Source organism: Gordonia crocea, from assembly GCF_009932435.1.
Classification (GTDB): Bacteria; Actinomycetota; Actinomycetes; order Mycobacteriales; family Mycobacteriaceae; genus Gordonia; species Gordonia crocea.
Window position 1 is genome coordinate 423,661 of record NZ_BJOU01000001.1, and the last position, 21,806, is coordinate 445,466.

Annotated in this window: 21 protein-coding genes; 6 read left to right on the top strand and 15 right to left on the bottom strand. The window is 69.2% G+C overall.

All coding sequences use genetic code 11. The features are described 5' to 3' along the window. Positions 1–12: 12 nt before the first annotated feature. Positions 13–3,366 carry an arabinosyltransferase domain-containing protein gene (locus nbrcactino_RS01915; protein WP_161925831.1) on the bottom strand — a complete coding sequence of 1,118 codons (3,354 nt, stop codon included), beginning with the start codon at positions 3,364–3,366 and terminating at the stop codon, positions 13–15. Positions 3,367–3,428: 62 nt separating this feature from the next. On the opposite strand from nbrcactino_RS01915, the gene aroQ reads away from it, so the two are divergent. Both aroQ and nbrcactino_RS01925 read left to right on the top strand, forming a co-directional pair. Then, entirely contained in the window at positions 3,429–3,893 is a 465-nt protein-coding gene (aroQ, locus tag nbrcactino_RS01920; RefSeq protein WP_161925832.1) for a type II 3-dehydroquinate dehydratase, read from the top strand. Positions 3,894–3,987: 94 nt separating this feature from the next. Continuing rightward, positions 3,988–5,271 (top strand): lipase family protein, encoded by a 1,284-nt coding sequence (locus tag nbrcactino_RS01925; protein WP_161925833.1) that lies wholly within the window; start codon positions 3,988–3,990, stop codon positions 5,269–5,271. Positions 5,272–5,333: 62 nt separating this feature from the next. Here nbrcactino_RS01925 and nbrcactino_RS01930 read toward each other — a convergent pair whose 3' ends face one another. From nbrcactino_RS01930 to nbrcactino_RS01950, 5 genes are all read right to left on the bottom strand, one after another. Then, the gene (locus tag nbrcactino_RS01930) at positions 5,334–7,310 is read right to left on the bottom strand and encodes an arabinofuranosyltransferase (RefSeq protein WP_371864457.1); all 1,977 of its coding nucleotides are present in this window, start codon (positions 7,308–7,310) and stop codon (positions 5,334–5,336) included. A gap of 17 nt (positions 7,311–7,327) precedes the next feature. Then, positions 7,328–8,089 carry a decaprenylphospho-beta-D-erythro-pentofuranosid-2-ulose 2-reductase gene (gene dprE2, locus nbrcactino_RS01935; protein ID WP_161925835.1) on the bottom strand — a complete coding sequence of 254 codons (762 nt, stop codon included), beginning with the start codon at positions 8,087–8,089 and terminating at the stop codon, positions 7,328–7,330. Between the two features lie 50 nt (positions 8,090–8,139). After that, positions 8,140–9,561: a decaprenylphosphoryl-beta-D-ribose oxidase gene (dprE1, locus tag nbrcactino_RS01940; RefSeq protein WP_161925836.1), complete on the bottom strand. Its 1,422-nt coding sequence runs from the start codon at positions 9,559–9,561 to the stop codon at positions 8,140–8,142. A gap of 84 nt (positions 9,562–9,645) precedes the next feature. Continuing rightward, complete coding sequence (locus tag nbrcactino_RS01945; RefSeq protein ID WP_228460627.1) at positions 9,646–10,878, bottom strand: alpha/beta hydrolase family protein; 1,233 nt, start codon at positions 10,876–10,878, stop codon at positions 9,646–9,648. Further along, positions 10,844–11,530, bottom strand: coding sequence for a lysophospholipid acyltransferase family protein (locus nbrcactino_RS01950; RefSeq protein ID WP_161925837.1), 687 nt, complete (start codon positions 11,528–11,530; stop codon positions 10,844–10,846). Before nbrcactino_RS01950 ends, nbrcactino_RS01945 begins: the two co-directional genes overlap by 35 nt. A 31-nt stretch (positions 11,531–11,561) precedes the next feature. Here nbrcactino_RS01950 and nbrcactino_RS01955 point away from each other — a divergent pair, with 31 nt between their 5' ends. Beyond that, positions 11,562–12,065, top strand: a complete 504-nt coding sequence (locus nbrcactino_RS01955; RefSeq protein ID WP_228460628.1) for a GtrA family protein — start codon at positions 11,562–11,564, stop codon at positions 12,063–12,065. Between the two features lie 10 nt (positions 12,066–12,075). On the opposite strand, the gene nbrcactino_RS01960 is transcribed toward nbrcactino_RS01955, so the two are convergent. The 7 genes from nbrcactino_RS01960 to nbrcactino_RS01990 all read right to left on the bottom strand — a co-directional run bounded on the left by nbrcactino_RS01960 (position 12,076) and on the right by nbrcactino_RS01990 (position 17,420). Then, positions 12,076–12,825, bottom strand: coding sequence for an SDR family oxidoreductase (locus nbrcactino_RS01960; RefSeq protein WP_161925838.1), 750 nt, complete (start codon positions 12,823–12,825; stop codon positions 12,076–12,078). Beyond that, positions 12,825–13,703, bottom strand: coding sequence for a TIGR03619 family F420-dependent LLM class oxidoreductase (locus nbrcactino_RS01965; protein ID WP_161925839.1), 879 nt, complete (start codon positions 13,701–13,703; stop codon positions 12,825–12,827). Before nbrcactino_RS01965 ends, nbrcactino_RS01960 begins: the two co-directional genes overlap by 1 nt. 90 nt (positions 13,704–13,793) lie before the next feature. Beyond that, positions 13,794–14,186 (bottom strand): DUF4189 domain-containing protein, encoded by a 393-nt coding sequence (locus nbrcactino_RS01970; RefSeq protein WP_228460629.1) that lies wholly within the window; start codon positions 14,184–14,186, stop codon positions 13,794–13,796. Between the two features lie 49 nt (positions 14,187–14,235). Further along, positions 14,236–15,144, bottom strand: coding sequence for a galactofuranosyltransferase GlfT1 (gene glfT1 / locus nbrcactino_RS01975; RefSeq protein WP_161925840.1), 909 nt, complete (start codon positions 15,142–15,144; stop codon positions 14,236–14,238). Next, positions 15,141–16,010, bottom strand: coding sequence for a galactan export ABC transporter ATP-binding subunit Wzt/RfbE (wzt, locus tag nbrcactino_RS01980; RefSeq protein ID WP_228460630.1), 870 nt, complete (start codon positions 16,008–16,010; stop codon positions 15,141–15,143). The genes glfT1 and wzt overlap by 4 nt, the downstream gene beginning before the upstream one ends. A gap of 7 nt (positions 16,011–16,017) precedes the next feature. Further along, positions 16,018–16,875, bottom strand: coding sequence for a galactan export ABC transporter permease subunit Wzm/RfbD (wzm, locus tag nbrcactino_RS01985; protein ID WP_161925841.1), 858 nt, complete (start codon positions 16,873–16,875; stop codon positions 16,018–16,020). 20 nt (positions 16,876–16,895) lie between these two features. Continuing rightward, positions 16,896–17,420, bottom strand: coding sequence for a bacterial proteasome activator family protein (locus nbrcactino_RS01990; protein ID WP_228460631.1), 525 nt, complete (start codon positions 17,418–17,420; stop codon positions 16,896–16,898). A gap of 54 nt (positions 17,421–17,474) precedes the next feature. On the opposite strand from nbrcactino_RS01990, the gene nbrcactino_RS01995 reads away from it, so the two are divergent. From nbrcactino_RS01995 to nbrcactino_RS02005, 3 genes are all read left to right on the top strand, one after another. After that, positions 17,475–18,671, top strand: a complete 1,197-nt coding sequence (locus nbrcactino_RS01995; protein WP_161925843.1) for an aminotransferase class V-fold PLP-dependent enzyme — start codon at positions 17,475–17,477, stop codon at positions 18,669–18,671. Between the two features lie 97 nt (positions 18,672–18,768). Next, positions 18,769–19,314: a MarR family winged helix-turn-helix transcriptional regulator gene (locus tag nbrcactino_RS02000; RefSeq protein WP_161925844.1), complete on the top strand. Its 546-nt coding sequence runs from the start codon at positions 18,769–18,771 to the stop codon at positions 19,312–19,314. Then, positions 19,281–20,012, top strand: a complete 732-nt coding sequence (locus tag nbrcactino_RS02005) for a hypothetical protein (RefSeq protein WP_161925845.1) — start codon at positions 19,281–19,283, stop codon at positions 20,010–20,012. Before nbrcactino_RS02000 ends, nbrcactino_RS02005 begins: the two co-directional genes overlap by 34 nt. A gap of 30 nt (positions 20,013–20,042) precedes the next feature. Here nbrcactino_RS02005 and nbrcactino_RS02010 read toward each other — a convergent pair whose 3' ends face one another. Both nbrcactino_RS02010 and nbrcactino_RS02015 read right to left on the bottom strand, forming a co-directional pair. Beyond that, the gene (locus tag nbrcactino_RS02010; RefSeq protein ID WP_161925846.1) at positions 20,043–21,017 is read right to left on the bottom strand and encodes an NAD(P)H-quinone oxidoreductase; all 975 of its coding nucleotides are present in this window, start codon (positions 21,015–21,017) and stop codon (positions 20,043–20,045) included. Between the two features lie 50 nt (positions 21,018–21,067). Then, the gene (locus nbrcactino_RS02015) at positions 21,068–21,805 is read right to left on the bottom strand and encodes a LysR substrate-binding domain-containing protein (RefSeq protein ID WP_161925847.1); all 738 of its coding nucleotides are present in this window, start codon (positions 21,803–21,805) and stop codon (positions 21,068–21,070) included. Position 21,806: the final 1 nt, after the last annotated feature.

Here is a 21,806-nt window from a genome sequence, read left to right on the forward strand (position 1 = left end):
AGGAAACGGTTATCAGTGTCGGATCGGGGCGGGCCGCCACAGTCCGCTGCGGACGTGGCTGCCGGTGGTGAGCTCGGCGGGGGTCACGCTGGTCGGGTCGTAGGGCCGGTACGCCTCGAGGGCGCCCCAATCCCGTCCGATGTCCCCCTTGAGGTAGGTCGCGACGGTCTCCGGCCGCTGCGAGACCTCCAACCAGCCGAGGGGGCCGCCACCGGCGGCGCTCTGCCAGGTCGATACCGCCGCGGCGAGGTCGGCCCCCGGGCGGATCCGCCACTTGGGGATCTCCGCCACGCCGTTGTGGTGGACGAACGGCCGCTGGCAGGGGAACACCAGGCCGGAGGTCCAGTCGACGTGCACCGGGTCGGTTTTGCCGACGACCTGTTGCAGCGTCTGCATGTGCGGCAGGCGCGGCGGGGTGACCACGATGTAGCGGTCGGCGCCGAGGTTGTCGTCGCGGGCGACGATGCGCACCGCGGTCGTGTCGGCCGGCAAGGCGTCGGTGTTGAGGCGGACGTTGCGCCAGGACGGTCGTGGTCCCGGGTCGATGAGCGGGATCGAACCGGCGACGGTCAATGCGCCGTCACGCGTCGCGTCGGTGACCGGCGTCGTCGAGTATTCGAGGACCAGGTCGGGCCGTTCGAACCAGCCGGCCGCGGAGAACGTGATGAGCGGCTGCTGGGCGAAGTCGCGGGGCAGGGCGTACCACGCCGAGTGCAGGCGGGCCGGGGCCTGCGCGCCGGCCGAGTAGCTGCCGAGCACCGGGGTGCGGGCGGGGTCGAGGAAGAACGGGAGGCGGGCGTGGCTGCCGTTGATCCCGGGCTTGTCGGTCAGGCCGCCGGAGGTGCCGCCGCTGTTGGCGGCCAGGACGCCGGGGTCGTCGTTGGCGGCGTCGGCCAGGACGCCCAGCGAGCCCTGTGCGGCGTTGGTGACCATGCCGGTGGGCACCCCGTCGGGGGTGAAGCCGTCGGTCGGGGCCGCCGAGGGGTCCGAGCCGGGGGCCGGGCGCGGTCCGGCCAGTGCCTGGGCCGGGCTCAGCGAGCGGTCGACCGGCGCCAACTGGAACCGCGAGGGGTCGATCTCGGTCCAGACCTTCTCGGCCATGCCGCATTCGACGCCGCGCAGCGCCTCGAGGTTGGACCGCGGGACCGAGTAGGAACTCGACTGTCGGACCCCGGCCATCACCGCGGTCGCCACCTGGAACACGACGACGGCGGCGATGACGAAGACCAACGGTTCGGAGGCGAGGGTCGTCCGCAGTCGTGCCCAGCCGGTGAGGGGGGCGCTCGGCGCCTCGACCGGTTCATGTGGGTCGGTGCCGGTGAACGGCTCGCGGAGGTGGAACAGCAACGCGAGGGCCAGCAGCGCCAGCGAGGCGAACAGCAGCGCGCTGGAGATCCGGAACCCGAGGGTCACTTGCTCGACGCCCCACGGCATACCCCACGACGAGGAGTAGAAGTACGAGTTGGGCGCGGTGAAGGCGAGCCCGCCGATGAACAGGGCCAGGGCGGCGAAGATGGTGCGGTTGCGCCGAGAGCGCATGGCCTGATGGCTGACCGCGATCGCCGCGATGGCGGCCAGGGCGGCGCCCAGCCCGGCGAAGACGCCGAAATGGTGCGTCCACTTGGTGGGGGTGAACATGAGGAAGAGCAGGGAACCGAAGACGATCCCGACGATCCGCCGGGTCGGCCCGGAGGCGGTGCCCGGGATGCGCCCCTTGCGCAGCAGCATGGCGGCCGATACCGCCAGGGACAGCAGGAGGACCAGCACGGCGAACCGGCGCGCGATGGAGCCGTTCGCGGAGTATTCGAACAGCGAGGAGTACCGGTCGATCTCGTTGTACCAGTGCATCGACGGCCCGAGCGCGGTCTTCATGGTGCTGGCGTCGCCGAAGGCGCGCAGCGTCAGGTTGGAGAACACGATGAAGACGACGAAGGTGCCGGCCGCGAGGATCGGGGCCAGCAGGGACAGATAGGTGCCGACGGTCCGCCATCGGGCGGTCGGGGTGCCGAAGACCTGTGCGTCGAGGTCGCGGGCCCGTTTGATGAGCGCGAGGATCATCGGCCGGGCACCGGCGATCAGCGCGGCGACGGCGAGGAGGCCGGTGGGGCCGGCGGCGAGGCTGAAGGCGCCGATCGTGCAGGCGATGGCGGCGGGCAGCAGGCGCCCGGTGGCGATCGCGCGCTCGACCGAGCACCAGGTGAGCAGCGCGCCGAGGCAGATGATGGGTTCGGGGCGCAGGCCGTTGTCGAAGGGGAACCACATCGCCAGGAAGGCGGCGGCGGCGGTTGCGCCGACGACGGGGGCGGCCGCGGCCCGGCCCAGCCGGGGCAATACCTCGTGGCTGAGGATCAGCCAGACCGCGACGCCGCAGGCCAGTGCCGGCAGGCGCAGCCACGGACTCGACAGGTTGACCTCCGAGAGCCAGCCGAAGACCGAGTAGTACCACCCGAAGGGTGCCTCCGGTGCGCCGAACCAGCGGAAGTAGTTCGCGGTGTATCCGGTTTCCTGGCCGACCCGCGACATGGTCAGCAGATACCCGTCGTCGGAGGTGTTGGGTCCGACGAAGTGCCAGACGAGCAGGGCGCCCAGGACGATGTAGTCACGCAGCCGCAGGTGCCACCACCGCGCCGGCAGGATGCGGCGGTGGCCGCGCCGGTCGCTGCTGTCGAGGATGGCCAGCGCCGCGAGGGAGGCGATCGTCGCCAGGATGCCGACGATCAGCGCGATCCGCTTGATCAGCGTTGCCGGGGTTTCGTACCGGGTGTCGAGGTTCGCCCGCGCCGACAGTCCGGGCTCGCTCGATGCCGGTCCGGTCAGGTCGGTGAAGAAGCCGGTCAGCTGGGGGCGCTGGTCGGCGCCGAGGTGTTCATCGTCGCGGCCCGCCGTCGTCCCGCTCAGCGGGGAGCCGTCGGCGTTGGTGAGTCCGGTGAAGGTGGCGGTGACGGCGTCGGCCGTCGCGGTGACGTCGATCGAGCGGCACTTCGGTCCGGCGACCTCGCTGGTGGGCGCCGACGCCACCGGAATGTTGCGCACGGTGATCGAAACGGTTGATTTATCGGCGCTGCGCTGCACGAACAGGCCGCGCTCGGGAGCCGGGGCGGCCTGCTTGGGGACGGTCGAGAGTAGGACCGACCCGTCCGGGCCGAGGCGGTCGACCGCGGAGCAGGGGATCGACATCCGCATGTCGATCGGCACGTACGCGATGAGTGGCGCGTTGACGCTGCGGAGCTCGCCGCGCTGGGGCCAGGAGAGTTCCGCGGTCGCCTGGTTCACCGGGAGGAGCGGTGTCGCAAGCGCGAGCAGGAAGCCCGCCAGCCCGGTGACGATGGCTGCGATGCGGGCTCGCCGGAGGGTCTGTGCTGGCACAAAGGGCAATGCTAGTCGGTGATGACACGGCCTCGGCCAACTGTCGCGGCTAGGGTTGGAATATGGCTGAGAACGAACCCCTCCCGCTGCTGCTGCTCAACGGCCCCAACCTGAACACCCTGGGGTTGCGCCAGCCCGAGGTGTACGGCTCGACGACCCTCGCCGAGATCGTCCGCGACTGCGAGCGGCTTGCCGCCGAGCTCGGTTTCGGACTGCGCGCGGCGCAGACCAACCACGAGGGCGAGATGATCGATTGGCTGCATGAGGCGCGCGGTCAGATCGGCGGGATCATCATCAACCCCGGGGCGTGGTCGCACACCTCGGTGGCACTCGCCGATGCCCTGGTGATCCCCGAGGTGCCGATCGTCGAGGTCCACATCAGCAACATCCACCGTCGCGAGGAGTTCCGCCGCCACTCCTATGTGTCAGCCCTGGCCGAGGGGGTGGTCGCGGGGCTGGGAGTCGCCGGGTACGAGTACGCCGTCCGCTTCCTCGCCAAGCATCTGTCCGCCACCGCCGACGACTGATATTCACACTGGTAAACGGGGGATTCGGGGCTGTCGAGGGGCGCCGTGACGCGGATTACGTCCTGAGGGTTACTGTGGGGTAACCTACGTTTCCATGACACAAAATGCTCAGAATGGTTCAAGGGTGGGGCGGGTGCGCAACCGGGTTGCCGCAGTCGTTCTCACCGTGGCCGCGGCGGGGGCGAGCACCGGATTGACCGCACCGACGGCGTCGGCGGGGGATTTCTACACCCCGCCCGCGAAGTTCGCGTCGGCACCCGGGTCGATCATCCGATCGCACACGACCCCGCTGCTGTTGCAGATCCCCGGCATCCCGGGACAGTGGCCGGGGACGGCCAAGACCGTCATGTACACCTCGCGCTACCTCGACGGCCGCCCCGCGGCGGTGACCGGTACCGCGATCGAGCCCACGGCCGCCTGGACCGGCAAGGGCCCGCGTCCGACCGTCGTCGTCGGCCCGGGCACCATCGGCCAGGGTGACCAGTGCGCCCCGTCGAAGATGATGGGCCTGCCGATGTCGGTGGACCTGACCAAGCCGAGCATCGGCGTGAACTACACCGCGCCGGAAATGTTCTACCTGCTGAGCCACGGCGTGCGGGTGTTCGTGACCGACTACATCGGAATGGGCACGCCGGGCATCCACACCTACGTCAACCGCACCGAGACCGCGCACGCGATGCTCGACGGTGCGCGCGCAGCGCTGCGGCTCTCGCATGCGCCGGCCAACGCCCCGGTCGGGTTCGCCGGGTACTCGCAGGGCGGTGGGGCCGCCGCGGCGGCGGCCGAGCTGGCCCAGACCTACGCCCCCGAGCTGAAGGTGAAGGCGACCTACGCCGGCGCCCCGCCCGCGGACCTGTCCAAGGTGATCGGCGCGATCGACGGCACCACCATCTCCGGTGGTATCGGATTCGCGATCAACGGCCTCGTCGCCCGTTACCCGGAGGTGGCCAAGGTGGTCAAGGCGGAGACCTCGGTGGCCGGGCGGGCCAAGCTCAAGCAGCTGTCCACCCAGTGCATCGGCGACATCATCATGTCGACGGCCTTCCAACAGACCGTCGCGTGGACGCGGACCGGTGAACCGCTCGGCCGGGTCATCGCCCGGCACCCGTCGGTGATGAAGGTCCTGGAGGAGAACCGGATCGGGCAGCTCAAGCCGAATGCCCCGGTGTTCCTCGAGGGCGGCCGCAACGACGACGTGATCCCGTACGGCCAGGTCCACGACCTCGCCCGCAACTGGAAGCGGTTGGGCGCCAACGTCCGGTTCGTCACCGACGAGACGCCGCCGATCCTGCCGAAGACGATCGTCAACCACGTCATCCCGATGTTGGCGACGTTGCTGCCCGGCATGGAGTTCCTGATGGCCGAGCTCTACCGCTAACCCCTCATCCACCCGAAGCGGGCACCTGCATCGTGCAGGTGCCCGCTCCTATTTGTGGGGTTCTACTTGCGGACGACGAGGATGAACGGGCCGATCTCGGTCACCGTGAACGGCGGGCCGGCGAAGGCGGCCTTGTCGAAGGTGACGGTGTAGCGCTTGACGTTCGGATCGTTGGGGTAGACGTCGCGGGCCAGCTTGAGGGTGTAGCCGTCGGGGCTGTAGCGGAACAGGAAGACGTCCGGCGCCCGCCACGGCGAGGCGTCCAAGTGGGCCACCAGCTCGTCGGGGGTGGTGGCGGTCGACCACTTCTCGATGGCCGCGGCGCGCTTGTCGAATTCGGCGAGCGGGTTCGCGTAGTGCGACGTCAGCCCTTGGAAGCCCCAGTACGGGTAGACCGACAGGAAGTCGAAGTCGGCCGTCAGCACCACGACGTCGGTCGCCGGGCGTCCGGTCTGCTCGGCGATCGCCGCACGGATCTTCGGATAGTAGGCCTGCGCGCCGGCCGGGCGCTTGTCCGCCCGGGCCCCGGTGCCATCGGTGTCGGAGTAGGCGATGGTGATGTCACCGGCGAGCATCGACGGGACATGCTGGGCGGTGGCGACGGCCACCACCGCGGCCAGTGCGCCGATCGCGAACCGGACGTCGCCGAGTCGGCCCACCAACCACGACGATCCGGCCGCGACGCCCAAGACGCCGCCCGCCGCGAGGACCGCGGCGAGGACCGGTTCGAGTCGGAAGGCCAGCAGGGTCGAGCCGGTGGCAGTCATCGCCATCGAGCCCAGAACCACCAGGTAGGACGCCGCGACGGCCGCCCCCAGCGCCAGGGCCAGCGTCCGTTCGCGCAGCCGCCACACGATCCACGCGAATCCGATCAGGGCGAGCAGGCCGAACACCGTGGGGCGCAGCATGGGGAACGGCAGCTGCGAGCCGGCCTCGGGCAGGTAGTGCTCATAGGTGCCGCCGCTGGCCGGGCGGTTCTGCGCCCGGGCGAGCAGATACGGTCCCCACGTCAGCAGCGCGACCGCCGCCGCGACCACGGCCATCACGCCCAACCGGGCCGCATAGACGCCGGTCAACCGTCGTCGGGTGGCGCGCACGTGTGCGGCCGGCGTCGACTTGTTGGCCGCATCGATCCAGCCGTGCACCAGCAACCACAGCGCGAGCAGGGCGGCGGTGACGGCGAAGACGCCGGCGTAGAGGGTGTAGAACGTCGCGCACAACCCGAGGAAGAGGCCCGCCGCGAGGACCGCGGCCCAGGGCGTCGACGAGAGACGCACACCGGCAGGGAGGCCCTTCGGTCCGCGCAGGCCGTGCAGCATCGTCGGGAGCAGGGCCACGCCCAGCAGGATGAGCACCGCGGCGTACGGCTCGGGAGAGGCGAAGGCGAGGACCGACAGGGTGACGGCCACCGACACCGCGATTCCCCGGTCGGCGCCGATCATCCGGTTCCACAGGACCGCGGCGAGGGTGGCGGCCGCGGCGATCGAAATGATCGCCCACGGCTTGTAGGCCTCCCAGCCGGGCAGCCCCATCAGGTTGGCGTAGCGGCCGCCGAACCAGAACCAGCCGGCCGGGTAAAACGGCGGGAGGCCGTGGTAGGTCATGTCCTGCAGCTGCGGCGACGACGTCAGCCGGGTCAGGTACTCCACGCGGAATTGCTGGTCGACCGACAGGCCGAACAGGTACAGCTTTGTCGCGGCCAGCGGCATCCCGAGGGTCACCGTCACCAGCCCGGCGACGCCGATGGCGGTCAGCGCGTCGACGAGCAGTCCGTGACGGCCCGACGAGGAGGGTGCGCGGCGCCGGTAGAGCAGGACCGCGACGATCAGCACGGCGATGGCGCCGACCTGCCCGACCGTGGTCAGCGCGCGAAGGACGTTCGAGGCGTTGTACGCGGGCCAGTCGACCGTTGCGATCGCGTACAGGCCGATCCACGCCACGGCGGCACCGCCGAGCAGGGCGGCGAGCAGGCGCGCGAGGGTGGCGACGGCCGACGAGGCGGTCCGCGGTGCGGGAGTCTCAGTCGACAGGGTGGTCACCACACGAAACTAGCCGATCAGATCGGCAGCTTGCGGAACACCGCCCGCGGGATGTGGCGCAGCACCATCATGATGTAGCGGAACGGGCCGGGTGCCCAGACGATCTCTTTGCCCTTGGTGGCCGCGGCGACGGCGAGTTGCGCCACGTCCTCCTTGTTGACCGTGAGGGGTGCTTCCTTCACATGCGCGGACAGGCGGGTGCGGACCTGGCCGGGCCGGATCACCAGGACGCGGGGGCCGAACTCGGCCAGCGCCTCGCCCAGGCCGAGGTAGAACCCGTCCAGACCGGCCTTGGTGGAGCCGTAGACGAAGTTGGAGCGGCGGACGCGTTCGCCGGCCACCGAGCTCATCGCGATGATCTGGCCGTGGCCCTGGGCGCGCATCTTCTCGCCCAGCAGCACGCCGACCGAGACGGCGGCGGTGTAGTTGATCTGGGCCTCGAGCACCGCCAGGCGGTGGTCCTGCCAGGCCTGCTCGTCGTCGCCCTGGATGCCGAAGGCCACGATCGCCACGTCGATGTCGCCGTCGGCGAAGGCCGCGTCGATGACCCCGGGGTGGGTGTCGGTGGCCAGCGCGTCGAAGTCGATGACGCTGACATCGGTGGCACCGGCGTCCTTGAGCAGCGTGACGGCCGCCGGGGCGGCGTCATCGCCGGGGACGCAGGCGAGGACGACGCGGGCCGGGCCGAGCTTGAGGTACTCGGCGGTGATGGCCAGGCCGATCTCGGAGCTGCCCCCGAGGACCAAGATGGACTGGGGGGCGCCGACGGCGTTGATCATGGTGGTTCCTTCAGTACGGGAGAACGGGGTCGAGCGGCTGACGAACGGGGTCAGGCGAGGTCGAGGCGGCGGCCCATGTCGGACATGAAGACGCCGGTCGGGTCGATGGCCCGACGCGTCGCGCGCCATTCGTCGATCCGCGGGTACATCGCGTGGAAGCTCTCCGCCGAGGTGCGGGAGTCCTTCGCGGTGTAGAGCCGCCCGCCCATGGCCATCACGCGCCGGTCGAGCTCGTTGAGGAACTCGGCCAGGCCGCGCTTGACCGGGAAGTCCAGGCAGACGTTCCAGCCCTTGAACGGGAAGCTCAGCGGCGCCTTGTTGCCGTCGCCGAACAGCTTGATCACGTTGAGGAAGCTGACGTGGCCGGAGGCCTGGATGTCCTCGATGAGACGGATGAACTCCGGCTCGTTCCCGGTGGGGACGATGAACTGGTACTGGGTGAATCCGCCGCCGCGGCCATAGGCGTTGTTCCAGTCACCGAAGACGTCGAGCATGTGATAGAACTGCGCGAGATTCTTGACCTTGTGCTCGCTGGGCGGGCCCATCCGGTAGTAGGCCTCACCGACCAGCGAGAAGCTGAGCTTGTTCGCCAGCCCGCGCGGGAAGACGTCCGGAAAGGTGATCAACGCCTTGTTGTTGAAGCTCAGCGGATCCTTGCGGTACTTCTCGGGCAGCTCGTCGAGCTTGGCGAGGTTGCCGCGCGAGAAGGTGCCGCGACCGAGCTTTGGTGGGGCGCTGATGGTGTCGAACCAGCCCGAGGCGTATTCGTAGCCGTCCTCGAACCCGTCGGACAGGTGCAGGTCGATGGTTTCCTGCAGGCTTGCGGTCTGGGCGGTGTCGGCGATGAAGTAGGCGCTCTCGGTGCGCTTCATCGCGATCTTGGCGCGCAGGATGATGCCGGTGAGGCCGATGCCGGCCACGGTGGCCCAGAACAGCGAGCCGTCCGAGTCGTCGGGGCTGCCCTCGGGCTTGAGGGTGAGGATGCGGCCGTCGGCGACCAGCAGCTGCAGTTCGACGACGTGGTTGCCGAAGCTGCCCTGGCTGTGGTGGTTCTTGCCGTGGATGTCGTGGGCGATGGCGCCGCCGATGGTGACCTGGCGGGTGCCCGGCAGCACGGGGACCCACAGGCCCGACGGCAGTGCGGCCTGCATCAGCTCGTCGAGGCTGACGCCGGCGTCCACGTCGACGACGGCCGTGTCGGCGTCGATGTCGTGGATCCGGTTGAGTCGGGTCATGTCGACGGTCAGGCCGCCGGTGTTCTGGGCCGACTCGTTGTACGAGCGGCCCAGGCCGCGGGCGATCACGCCGCGGCGCAGGTACGACGGCTTGTCGGCGTTGTCGTCGGCGACCTGCGCGACAGCCTTGGCGATGACCTCGACGTCGGGGGTGGACAGCACGTGTCCGGTGATCGGCGTGGTGCGCGCCCAGCCGACGAGGCGTCGGGTCTCGATGGGGAGTTCACTGGTAGACATCGCACAGAAGGGTACCCGCGTAGACCTGAGAGCCGTATTAGGTCGGCCAGGTTGTGACCGACCCGACCCTCCGCCGAGTGGGCCCTATCGCATGATGCGCGCCAGGAACGGCGTCGAGTCCTTCGTCGAGGCGTTGACCGCGCCGGAGTGGTCTTTGTCGGGGTAGATGAACAGCTCGACGGGCTGGTTGTTGGCCCGCAGCTGCGCGTACAACGACAAGGTCGACGGCGCTGGGACATCCGCGTCGAGTAGCCCCTGGCCGAGGAAGATCGGCCGGTCATACCCGGCGATGGGGGTGCCCATGTAGGTGGTCAGCGCTCCCAGGACACCCGGGATCGAGCGCAGCGGGGCGGTGAACCAGTGGCCGGTGACCCGGTCGACCGACTTCGTCATCTCCGGGTAGCACGCCACCTTCGCCTTGGCGACCATGCGGCGCCCGAGCGGGCTCAGGACGCGGTCGACGTGCAGGTCGGGCCGGGCCTCGCTGAATCCGGCCAGGATGTAGGCCATGTAGGTGGCCAGACCGGCGGGTAGCGGGAAGGTCGCGTAGGGGCCCGCGAGCGAGACGATGTGTTCGATGTTCGCCGGGGTGCCGGTTGCGACGACGCCCCGGTAGTCCAGTCCGGTGCCGCGGGATAGGGCCGTCGCCTGATGGGCGCCGGCGAGAGCCGCGCCGCCGCCCTGCGACTGCCCGATGATGGCCCACCGCTTGGCCAGCGGAAGTCCGGTCTGTTGGGCGGCCTTGACGGAGTTGACGATCGAGTGCGCCTCGGCGCTGCCGTTGAGATAGCTCATCAGGCCCGGGGTGCCCAGCCCGGCGTAGTCGGTGCCGACGATGGTATAGCCGTGGCGCAGCCAATGCCCGAAGTAGGTGGTGTCGCGCTCGGAACGGGGCTGGGCCGACGGGGTGCAGTTGTCGCCGAGTCCGACGGTGCCGTGTGCCCAGGCGAGGACCGGCCAGCCGCCCTTCGGCGCGGTTCCGCGGGGCAGGAAGATCACTCCGGTACTCGACGCCCCCGGGCCGTGCTGGTTGGGCGTGGCGTAGAAGAACCGGACGGCCTTGCCCGCTGCGGGCACTCTCAGCCGCGCAGCGAGTGGCACCTGCTGGAGCAGGGTGCCCGCCTTCGTGCCCGGCGGCGGGCTGACGTGGCGCACGTCCATGCCCGACCAGTCCGGCGCGCCGGTCGGCGGCACCGGTGCGGCACTCGCCGTCGACCCCGCGGCGATCACGCCGACCGTGGCGACGACAGTGACGATGGAGTAGGCGATGCGCCTTACCCGGCTATTTCCTGGCGCTACCGGGCTTCGCATAGACATCGACGTACTCCTGCTGGGTCGTGGATTGGATCGCCTGCATGAGCTTATCGGTGGCCTCGCGGATCTGTTTCTCGTCGTCGGGCTTCACCCAACTCAGGTCCAGCGGCGGCAAGATGTCGATGGTCACCCGCGACTTCCAGAAGTTGCGCCAGGTTCGGTTGTCGGTACCGGTCAGTGCGATCGGGATGATCGGCGTTCCGGTGTTGACGGCGACGCGGACGACGCCGGTCTTGCCGCGGTGCAACCGGCCGTCGGGGGAGCGGGTGCCTTCCGGGTGGATGGCCCAGGCACCGCCGCCTTCGACGATCGAGGTGGCGGCGTCGATCGCCGCGGCCGCCGCGGAACCGCCGCTGCGGTCGACCGGGATCTGCCCCATGCCGCTGAAGAAGGTCTTCTTGAACTTTCCCTTCAACCCCGGCTGGGTGAAGTAGTCCGACTTCGCCAGGAACATGACCGGTCGTCGGGCGCACTGGACCACGTAGAACGAGTCGCTGATCGCCAGGTGGTTGGCCGCCAAGATGACCGGCCCATGCTTGGGAATGTGCTCCTGACCGGTGGTCTTGGGCCGTCCCCAGAGGAAGAGGAACGGGCCGATCAGCAGGTGGCGTGCCACCCGGTAGCGGAATGCTGCACGGAGTTCACGGATCGACATGTAATGAGGTCTACCACTTACAGTGGTCTGCGTGCCTGAATCTGCAGACCCTGACGAGGTGTTTCCCGCCGGCAGCGATCACGACCCGCACATCCCGACGCCGGTCGAGTTGCCGCTGGACGGTCCGGAGGAGATGTCGGACGACGTCGACCTCACGACGGCGATCATCCGGTTCATCATCACCGGCGCCGGATCGGCGGTGCTCGACTTCGGTCTGACGATGATCCTGCAGTACGGGCTCGGCTGGGATCCCGCCTACTCGAAGGCCCTCGGCTTCGTGCTGGGCACGACGACGGCCTACCTCATCAACCGCCGCTGGACCTTCCGGGCCGAGCCCAGTGCCGCGCGGTTCGTCGCCGTGATGCTGCTCTACTTGGCGACCTTCGCCGTGCAGGTGGGGATCTACGCCGCCCTCGAGCACGTGTGGACGTCGGACAACAAGCTGATGTCCTTGCTGTCCTTCGTGATCGCCCAGGGCACCGCGACGGTGATCAACTTCGTCGTGCAGCGCGCGGTCATCTTCAAACTGAAATAGGCGCCAGCGCCTAGGTCTTCGGCAGGTTGTAGGGCACCGTCGAGGTCAGCCCGCCGTCGATGAGAAATTCGCTCGCGGTGCAGTAGGAGCTCTCGTCGGAGGCCAGGAACAGCACGACGTTGGTGATTTCGGCCGGGTCGGCGGCGCGTCCGAGCGGGGTCTGCAGGAAGTCCTCGGGGATTCCGGCGGCCATGTCGGTGCGGACCTGGGCGGGGTGGATCGAGTTGCACCGGATGTTGTGCGGCGCCAGTTCCACCGCCACCGACTTGGTCAGCCCGCGGACGGCGAACTTCGTCGCCGAGTAGCCGTGGGTGCCGACCGAGCCGAGGATTCCCGAGATCGACGAGGTGTTGATGATCGAGCCGCCGTTGCCCGCGGCGATCATGGGGTCGGCCACCGCGCGGCAGCCGAGGAAGGTCCCGGTCAGGTTGATGGCGACGATCCGGTTCCAGTCGTCCAGGTCGTAGGAGCCGATCAGCCCGCCGTTCTGGATGCCCGCGTTGTTGACCAGCACGGTCGGGGTGGCGAAGGCCTCGGTCGTGGTCTCGACCGCGCGCCGCCACGAATCGGGATCGGTGACGTCGAGTTCGACGAACACCGCGTTGTCGCCGAGTTCGTCGGCCAGCGCCCGACCCTCGTCGACGAGGACGTCGCCGATGACCACGCGCGCCCCTTCGGCGACGAACCGGGTGGCATGCGATGCCCCGATGCCGCGCGAGCCGCCGCTGATCAGCGCGACCTTGCCGTCGAGCCGCCCCATCAGGAGTTCACCTTCGCGATGACGTTCTCGCCGTACCAGTTGAGGTGGTCGATCTTCTTCTGCAGCGGCTCCTCGTCGTTGCCCCGCACATAGGGCATGCGGAAGCCGACGATGACGTCGGTGATCCCCTTGTCCGCCAACCGCTTACACCCGTCGACGGTGTAGGCGTCCATCGAAATCACGTGGATCTCGAAGGGGTCGTCGGCCTTGCCCTCTGCTTCGCGAATCGCCGCGATCTTGTCCAGCAGGGCGTCGAGTTCCTCCGGCGGGCCGCCGCCGTGCATCCAACCGTCGCCGCGGATGACGGCCCGCTTGAGGGCGAGGTCGGCATGGCCGCCGACGAGCAGCGGGATGTGTTCGGTGGGCGCCGGGGACATCTTGATCTTGGGGATGTCGTAGAACTCGCCGTGGAACTCGAAGTACTCGCCGGTTTCGAGACCCCTGATGATGTCCATGCACTCGTCCATCCGCTTGCCGCGGCGGGCGAAGTCGACGCCCAGGATGTCGTAGTCCTCGGGCCACGGACTGGTGCCGACGCCCAGCGCGAGGCGGTTGTTGGTCAGATAAGCCACCGACATGGCCTGTTTGGCGACCAACGCCGGCGGGCGGATCGGGAGTTTCACGACGAAGGGGGTGAAGCGGATCGTCGAGGTCACCGCCCCGAGTGCGGCGGCCTGAATGAAGGTTTCGATGAAGGCCTTGTCCTCGAGGAATCCCCGGTCGCCGTCGGGGGTGTAGGGGTACTTCGCGTCGGACTGCTCGGGGTAGGCGATCGAGTCGGGGATGGTCATCCCGTCGTATCCGGCCGCTTCGGCCGCCTGGGCGAGCGGCGCGTAGTAGGCCGGGTCGGTCATGGCCTCGGCAAAGGTGAACCGCATGATGCTCCTTAGGGAGGGGAAGGCGTTGCCTCCCCTCACACTAGAACATGTTCTAGTTTGACGGGCCGTGCGGCGGGAATGTGGCTCCGCTCAGCCCCAGGAGCAGACGCTGTTCACGCGGGTCACCCAGCCGAGTCGGTTGCGTGCGGCCTGCCGTGCCGAGCGGTGGCTGGGGTAACCCCACACCCGGGCAATCCGGGTACGACGCTCGTTGTACCCGTAGGAGAACTGGTAGGCGATCGCGCCGCACGAGTCGTGGAAGGTGAAGTAGCCGCACTGGGGACCACAACGGCGCTTGGCCTCGCGGATCGCGGGGCCCGGGGTCGACGACCCGTACCCGCCGGCCGCCCGCCCGTTGTAGGCCCAGGCGATGGCTCCCCATGTCCCGGCGGCGTCGGCTGTCGGGGTCGTCGGTGCCACGGCCCCGGTGGTGATCAGGCCGGCGGCAATGCCGACAGAGGCGATCAGTCGCTTCATGCTCATGACGCAGGATTTTACGACGTCGAATCGCCGCCGCGGTCGGAACGGTGGGCTACGGGCGGTCGAACTGCTCGGTCCGCCCGATCTTGCGCAGGCGCAGCCACTCGCGGAAACCGGCCGGGTCATGCTGTTTCACCAGGAAGAACCACGCGAACCGGGCATATTCCTGGGGGAGGAGCTTGCGCATCCCGGGCTGGGCCATCAGATAGCCGCGGTTGCGATAGGTGAAAAACCGCTTGGTGTCGTTGTCCGGGTACTGGGTGTGCATCCGGCCGCCCAGGATCGGGCGGAACTCGTCGCTGCCGTCGGGATGTAGGTAGGCCGTGGTCAGGCAGGTGCCGAAGGCGATTCCCGACCGCGCCAACCGGCGGTGCATCTCGACCTCGTCACCGCGGACGAACAGCCGCAGATCCGGCACCCCGACCCGGTCGAGGGTGTCCGCGGCGAACAACGCGCCGTTCATCAACGAGGCGATGCCGGGCAGCAAATCGTTGTCGGCGGTCATCTCCTCGTCGGCTTCGAAGAGCTCCGAGCGCTTGCGCCGCCACACCAGGCCGCGCCGCAGCGGGAACGCCAGCGCATCCGGGTCATCGATGTTGGCGACCACCGGCGACACCTCGCCGAGGCCGTGGTGCAGTGCGCAGTCGAGCAGCGTCGCGAGTACGTCGGGGCCCTCGGGCCGGCCGTCGTCGTCGGCGCACCACACCCAGTCGGCGCCCAGCGCCAACGCGTGCAGCATCCCGAGGGCGAACCCGCCCGCGCCGCCGAGATTGTGCTTGGACCCGATGTAGGTGGTCGGCAGGTCCAGGGCGGCGACATGGTCGGCGACGACCTGCTCGTCGGCGTTGTCGACGACGATCAGGTGGTCGACCGGGCGCGTCTGCGCGGTGATGACGGCCGTCGACTCGGCCAACAGCTCCGCACGACGGTGGGTGACGATGACCGCGACGACGCGCGTCACTCCTCCGCCTCCATGCGGGCCAGCACCTTGCGGACCTGGGCGGCGGCGTCGGGGCCCTCGTAGGCGCCGACGACCTCTTCGATGCCGCCCTCCATCTTGATCTCGCCCTTGTCGATCCACAGCGCCCGGTCACACAGCTGGGCCAGGAACTCGTTGGAGTGGCTGGCGAACACAAGAATGCCCGAGCGCTCGACCAGTGCCTGCAACCGGATCCGTGCCTTGCGCATGAAGTCGGCGTCGACCGCGCCGATGCCTTCGTCGAGGATGAGGATTTCCGGGTCGATGCTCGTGACCACGCCCAGCGCCAGCCGGACGCGCATACCGGTGGAATAGGTCCGCAGTGGCATCTCCAGATGCGCGCCGAGCTCGGTGAACTCGGCGATGTCGTCGGTCTTGGCGAGCATTTCCTTGCGGGACATGCCCAGGAACATGCCGCGGATGACGATGTTCTCGAAGCCGGAGATCTCCGGGTCCATGCCGACGCCGAGGTCGAACACCGGGGCCACGCGCCCGCGCACCCGGCAGGCGCCGCGGGTGGGCTCGTAGATTCCCGACAGCAGGCGCAGCAGCGTCGACTTGCCGGCGCCGTTGTGGCCGACCAATCCGACGCGGTCGCCGTGCTCGAGGTGCAGATCGATGTTGCGCAGCGCCTCGACCATCGCAACGCCGGAGTCCGAGGCCCCGATGACGCCGCCGGCCCGGCCCAGCACCGACTTCTTGAACGAGCGGGTCTTGGCGTCGAAGATCGGGAAGTCGACGCAGGCGTCCCAGGTGTCGACGCGGACGTCGTCGGCCGCGACGATGCGGTTCTTGTCCCGCGCGCCGAGCGCAGTCTTCTCCGGGGTGGGTTGGTTCTCGTTGGTCATGTCGCTCCTAAACCCAGTACGCCACACGGGAGCGGTAGTTGCGCATGATCACCAGTGCGGCGAGGCAGCCGATCGCCGTGCAGGCCAGGACGATGGCCCAGTGGTAGAACTCGACATGTTCGCCGAGGAGCGGCGCGCGGGTGATCTCGATGTAGTGGTAGAGCGGGTTGAGCTCGACGAGGCGCGCACGGCTGCCCACCCGGTTGCCCATCGAGGGGCCCAGTTTCCAGATGATCGGCGTCATGAAGAACGCCAGCTGGACGATCGTGGTCGTCAGCTGTGAGATGTCGCGGAACCGCGTCGACAGGATGCCGAACACGATGGTCGTCCAGATCGCGTTGAGGACGAACAGGGCCATCGCGGGGAAGAACAGTAGGGCCCACCAGTTGATCGGTGGTCGGAAGACGGCCAGTACGACCAAGAAGATGACGATGTTGTGCGCGAAGATGATGAGCTGGCGCCAGACCACTCGGTAAACGTGCACGCTGATCGGTGCGGGGAGTTGTTTGATCAACCCCTCGTTGGTGGAGAACACCACCGAGCCGTCGAGGATCGAGTTCTGGATGAAGTTCCAGAAGATGAGCCCGAGGATGACGTAGGGCAGGAACTCCTTGATGGTGAACCCGAACAGGGTGCCGTAGAGGATGCCCATGGCGACGGCGGTGACGCCGGTGGCGATGGTGATCCACAGGGGGCCCAAGACCGAGCGGCGGTACCGCTGCTTGATGTCGGTCCAGCCCAGGTGCAGCCACAGCTCCCAGTTGTAGAGCCCGTCGATCAGGTCGATGATCCCGCGGCGAAACGTCCGGGAATCCGACGACTCCGGCGGTGGCGGGATCACCCGCTCATTCAGTGAGGCTGACACGGGTCTCCAGCATACAAGCGCTACAGGTACTGGCCGGGGCCCGCCGGGTGGCCGGGACCGCCGGGGCCGGGCAGCGCGCCCTGGCGCATCTGCTCCAGTTGCGCGCGCGCCGCCATCTGTTGGGCGAACAGCGCCGTCTGAATGCCGTGGAACAGGCCTTCGAGCCACCCGACCAGTTGGGCCTGGGCGATGCGCAGTTCCGCATCCGACGGGGTGGCGTCGTCGGTGAACGGCAGGGCCAACCGCTCGAGTTCCTCGCGGAGTTCGGGTGCCAGGCCGTCCTCGAGTTCGCGGATCGACGAGCGGTGGATATCGCGCAGCCGGTTGCGCGAGGCATCGTCGAGCGGTGCCGCCTTCACCTCCTCGAGGAGCTGCTTGATCATCGAGCCGATTCGCAGGACCTTCGCCGGCTGCTCGACGAGGTCGGCGAGACCGGTCGATTCGTCGTCGGAGCCGTCGCCGCCGGAACCGCCGCCGACCACGATGATCTGCTGGGCCGCCTCGTCGTCGGGGAGGTGGAGTGGATTTCCGAAGCCATGGGTCATGGGGACCATTGTGTCAAAGGGATCGCCGCCGCGGCGTGCGGTTATCGTGGTCGCATGCCGTTCGACGTCGCCCATGCCCGTGGGCTCTACCCCGTGCTGGGAGACGGCTGGATCCGGCTCGATCCGCAGGCCGGCGCGCCGATCCCGGCGTCGGTCGCCACGGCGGTCTCCTCCGGGTTCCGGCAGATCGTGTCCGACCCCGGTGATGCGAACCCGGGCGCCCGGGCGTCGGCCGCGGCGTTGACGGCGGCCCGCCGGGCCGTGGCGGATCTGGTGAAGGGGGATGCGGCCGGCGTCGTCCTCGGCCCGTCGGCGGCGCATCTGGTGATGGGCCTGGTCGATGCGTTGGGCGCCCAATCCTGGTGGGGAACCGAGGTGCTGGTCTCGCGCGACAGCGATCCGGCCACCACGGTGCCGTGGGAACGCCGGGCGCAGGCCTATGGTGCACGGATTAGGTGGGCCCAGACCGATATCGAAACCGGGACGATCCCGCTCGAGGAATACCTCGAGAAGATCGGCTCGGCGACGAAGGTCGTGGCCGTGCCGCTCGCCTCGTCGACCACGGGGGCCATCACCGATATCTCCGAGATCGCGGCGAAGGCGCGCGAGGCCGAGGCGCTGTTCGTCGTCGACGCCACCGCGGCGGCGCCCTACCTGCCGCTCGACATCGGCGAGCTCGGTGCCGATGTGCTCATCGTGTCGGCGCACCGGTGGGGTGGTCCGCGCCTGGCCGCGATGGTGTTCGCCGATCCGACGGTGATCGACCGCCTCGACGCCGTCGCCCTTGACGGGACCACCGCGGGTCCGGCCCGGTTGGAGCTGGTCACCCCCGGCGGCGGCCTGCTCGCCGGGCTGAGCGCGTCGGTGGAGCATTTGGCCGCGCTCGACGATGCGGCGCTGGGCAAGCGCCGCCGTCGCCTGGCCACGTCGATGGATGCGCTGTACGAGTATTTGCAGCGGTTGGATTTCTACCTGGTCACCACCCTGGAGAGCCTCTCGTCGGTCCGCGTCTTCGGTATCACCGAGCACCGGGTGCCGATCACCAGCTTCATGGTCGACGGGGTGCCGGCGCCGCATGTGGTGAAACGGTTGGCCGACAACGGGATCCGCGCTGTGGCAGGGGTGCCCAGCGGCATGCTCGAGCAGCTCGGCGTCGCGGACGCCGGCGGTGCGGTGACCATCGGCCTCGGCCCGTATTCGACGCCATACGAGGTCGACCACCTCGTGCGGACACTCGGCTCGTTGGCCTGAGTTCCGCACTATCGACAACTACTAATTCGTCATGGTGTGTCACTTCACTAACTGACACCCGTTAGAATCTCCCCCATCGGGGAGGTGAGATGAGCGGATGGCTGCGTTGTCAGAGTTTCATGATGGGCCCGCCGGGGACGACGGCGAGGTGCAGCGTGCCGCGGATACCGGCAGGCTGACCGACGCCGAGCACCGCGCGTGGCGCTCGGTCGTCCAGGGGGGCTGGCGTCTGTTCGCCCAGATCAATCAGGGGCTCGCGGATGCGGGGTTCTCGTCCACGCCGGATTTGCGGGTGATGGAGGTGTTGGGTCGGGCCGAGCGGATGCGCATCTCCGATATCGCCGCGGCCACCCACATCCAGATGAGCACGATCTCCCGGCAGATCGCCCGGCTCGTCGATCAAGGATTGGTCGAGCGCGTCGACGAGGTCAAGGGCGACGACGCCCGCCACCGGTGGGTGCGCCCGACCAAGGCGGGCCGCGAGTACCTCCAGGGCCTGGTCGAGGCCCGCGACGATCAGGTGCACAAGCATGTTGTGGAGGTCCTCGGTGACGAGGACTTCCAGACCCTGGGTAGGTTGTTCGGCAAGTTGGCCGACAACGGGGAAGCATGTTCCGACGCCGAGGATTCTTCGCAGCACTGACCATCGTCGCCGCCGGCGCATCGCTGGGGTTGACGTCCTCCGCCGAGGCGGCGCCGCATCAGGCCGCTTCCGCGGTTCCGGTGGGCACAATCGCGGTCTCGACTTCGGGGCACGCCTGCCTCACCCGCTCGTCGGCGCCGACCGCCAATGTCGAATGCGGTGCGTCGCTGGTGCAGAAATGGCTGCGTTCGCGGGGCCAGGCGTCGGTGGTCCGGCACACTGTCCTCGTCCCGGCGGGCACCGTCGGCGGCTGGCCGTCGTCGACGACGGGCGGTGTCTGCGGGTTCAGCGGCCTCGCCGTCCGGCCGACGGGAATGCACCACTGCGACGGGATCACCTTCGTCGACCCGATCTCGGACCGCGATCTGATCCGCACCCGGCTGGCGGCCTTCACCATGCTGGCGCACGAGTCGGCGCACGGCGTCCAGGAGCGGCGCGGCAAGGATCCGGTCGCGGCCTATCTCGTGCGCGACCGTTCCGCGATGCTTCCGATGGAACAGCAGGCCGACTGCTGGGCCGGCGCCGCGCTGAACTGGGCGATCCGACAGAACCACTTCGACGCCGGGCAGCTGCCCGCGGCCCGCGCCTTCTTCCGGTCCATCGGCCATCCGGGTTCCGGACACGGCAGCGGGGCCGCGCGCGAGGCCCAGCTGCTCCAGGGCTACGCCGGCGGTGCCAAGGCGTGCGGGTTGGCCTGAGTCCCGGTCCGGCGGGGTTCGTCGAACCCCCTACTGCGGTTCGACGGTGAGCAGCACTTTGCCGATCGCCTCGCCGCTGTCGAGGCGCTCGTGCGCCTGCGCGGCGTCGGCCAACGGGAAGGTCGAATCGATGACCGGCTTCACGGTGCCCTCGGCCAACAGCGGCAGGGTGGTCTCCAGCGTCGCGGCCACCACCTCGGCTTTCCCGCCGGCGCCGTAAAGCGGGCGGGAGCGCAGGGCCGTGCCGTGCACCGAGGCGCGTTTGGCGAGGAGCTTGGCGATGTTGAGGTTGCCCGACACCCCGCCCTGCATCCCGATGATGACCAGGCGCCCGCCGATGGCCAGCGCGTCGACGTTGCGTTCCAGGTACTTCGCCCCCATGATGTCGAGGATGACGTCGGCGCCGCCCTCGTCGACGATCACCTGGGTGAAGTCCTGCTCGGCGTAGTTGACCGTGATGTCGGCGCCCAAAGCGCGGCAGGCGCCGAGCTTTTCGGGGGTGCGGGCGGTCACCGCGACGCGGGCGCCGAGATGCTTGGCGAGCTGGATCGCGTGGGTGCCGATGCCGCTGCTGCCGCCGTGGATGAGCAGCGTCTCGCCGGCTTTCAGCCCGGCGGTGAGCACGAGGTTGGAAATCGTCGTGCAGGCCACCTCCGGGATCCCCGCCGCAGCGACGAGGTCGACGGCGGTGGGCACCGGGATCACCTGCGCCGCGGGGACGGCGGCGTACTCGGCGTAGCCGCCGCCGGACAGCAGCGCGCACACCGGGTCGCCGACGCGGAACTCGGTGATGTGCTCGCCGACCTGTGCGACGGTGCCGGAGACCTCCAGGCCGAGGATCTCGCTGGCCCCGGGCGGCGGCGGGTACAGGCCGCGCCGTTGCAGCAGGTCGGCACGGTTGATGCCGGCGGCGGCGACGCGGATGAGGATCTCGTTGTTGGCGACCTCGGGGACCGGGGCGTCGGCGACGCTCAGTTCGCCGTCGTGGCAGGCAATGACTCGCATGGTCTGATGCTGGCACACGGCGCGCCGGAAGTCCCGTCTGCGGAGCGGACTCAGCGGGATCGGCGCGGGCGGTTGCCCTTCGGCTTGCCCGGAGTCTGTCCCGCCGCCTGGCGGGCGGCGCGCTTGGCGGCTGCCTTCTCTTTGGCCGAGCGTTTTGGTGCCGCCTCGGCGGACCCGCGCGACGAGCCGGGTTTACGGCCGCGGACGATGCCGACGAACTCGTCGGCGAGCGCCGAGGTCGGCTGGGCCCACAGCAGCCCGACGGTGCTGGTGGGCATCCCGGTGACCGGCCGGTAGACCAGGTCGCGCCGGTGGTGGAGCCGGGCCAGCGACTGTGGGACGAGCAGCACTCCGACCCCGGCGGCCACCAGTTCGATCGCATCGGCGGTGGTCGCCGGTCGGTGGTCGACGGCGGTGCCGGGTCGGTCGTCGACGAGGAGCGGTTCGTCGAGGGGCCACAGCAGGTTCTCGTCGTCGAGGTCGGTCGGGGCGAGTTCGTCGCCGGCGGTCAGGACGTGGTCCTTGGGGAGGACGACGACCGTGGTCTCCTCGTACAGCGTGATCGTGTGGTGCGGGCCGGGGTCGCCGTGCGCCAGGGCATCGGGGAGTCGGGTGAGCGCCATGTCGGCGGTGGCGGTGCCGATCGCCGCGGCCGTCTGCGCCACCTCGAGCGCGTCCAGGATCAGTGGGATCGACGGATGCCGGTCCGCCCAGATCCGCGCCCATTTGGCCGGTGTCGCGCCGGGCACGTAGGCGAGGCGGAAGGCCGCCGGCTGCTCGTCGGGCATC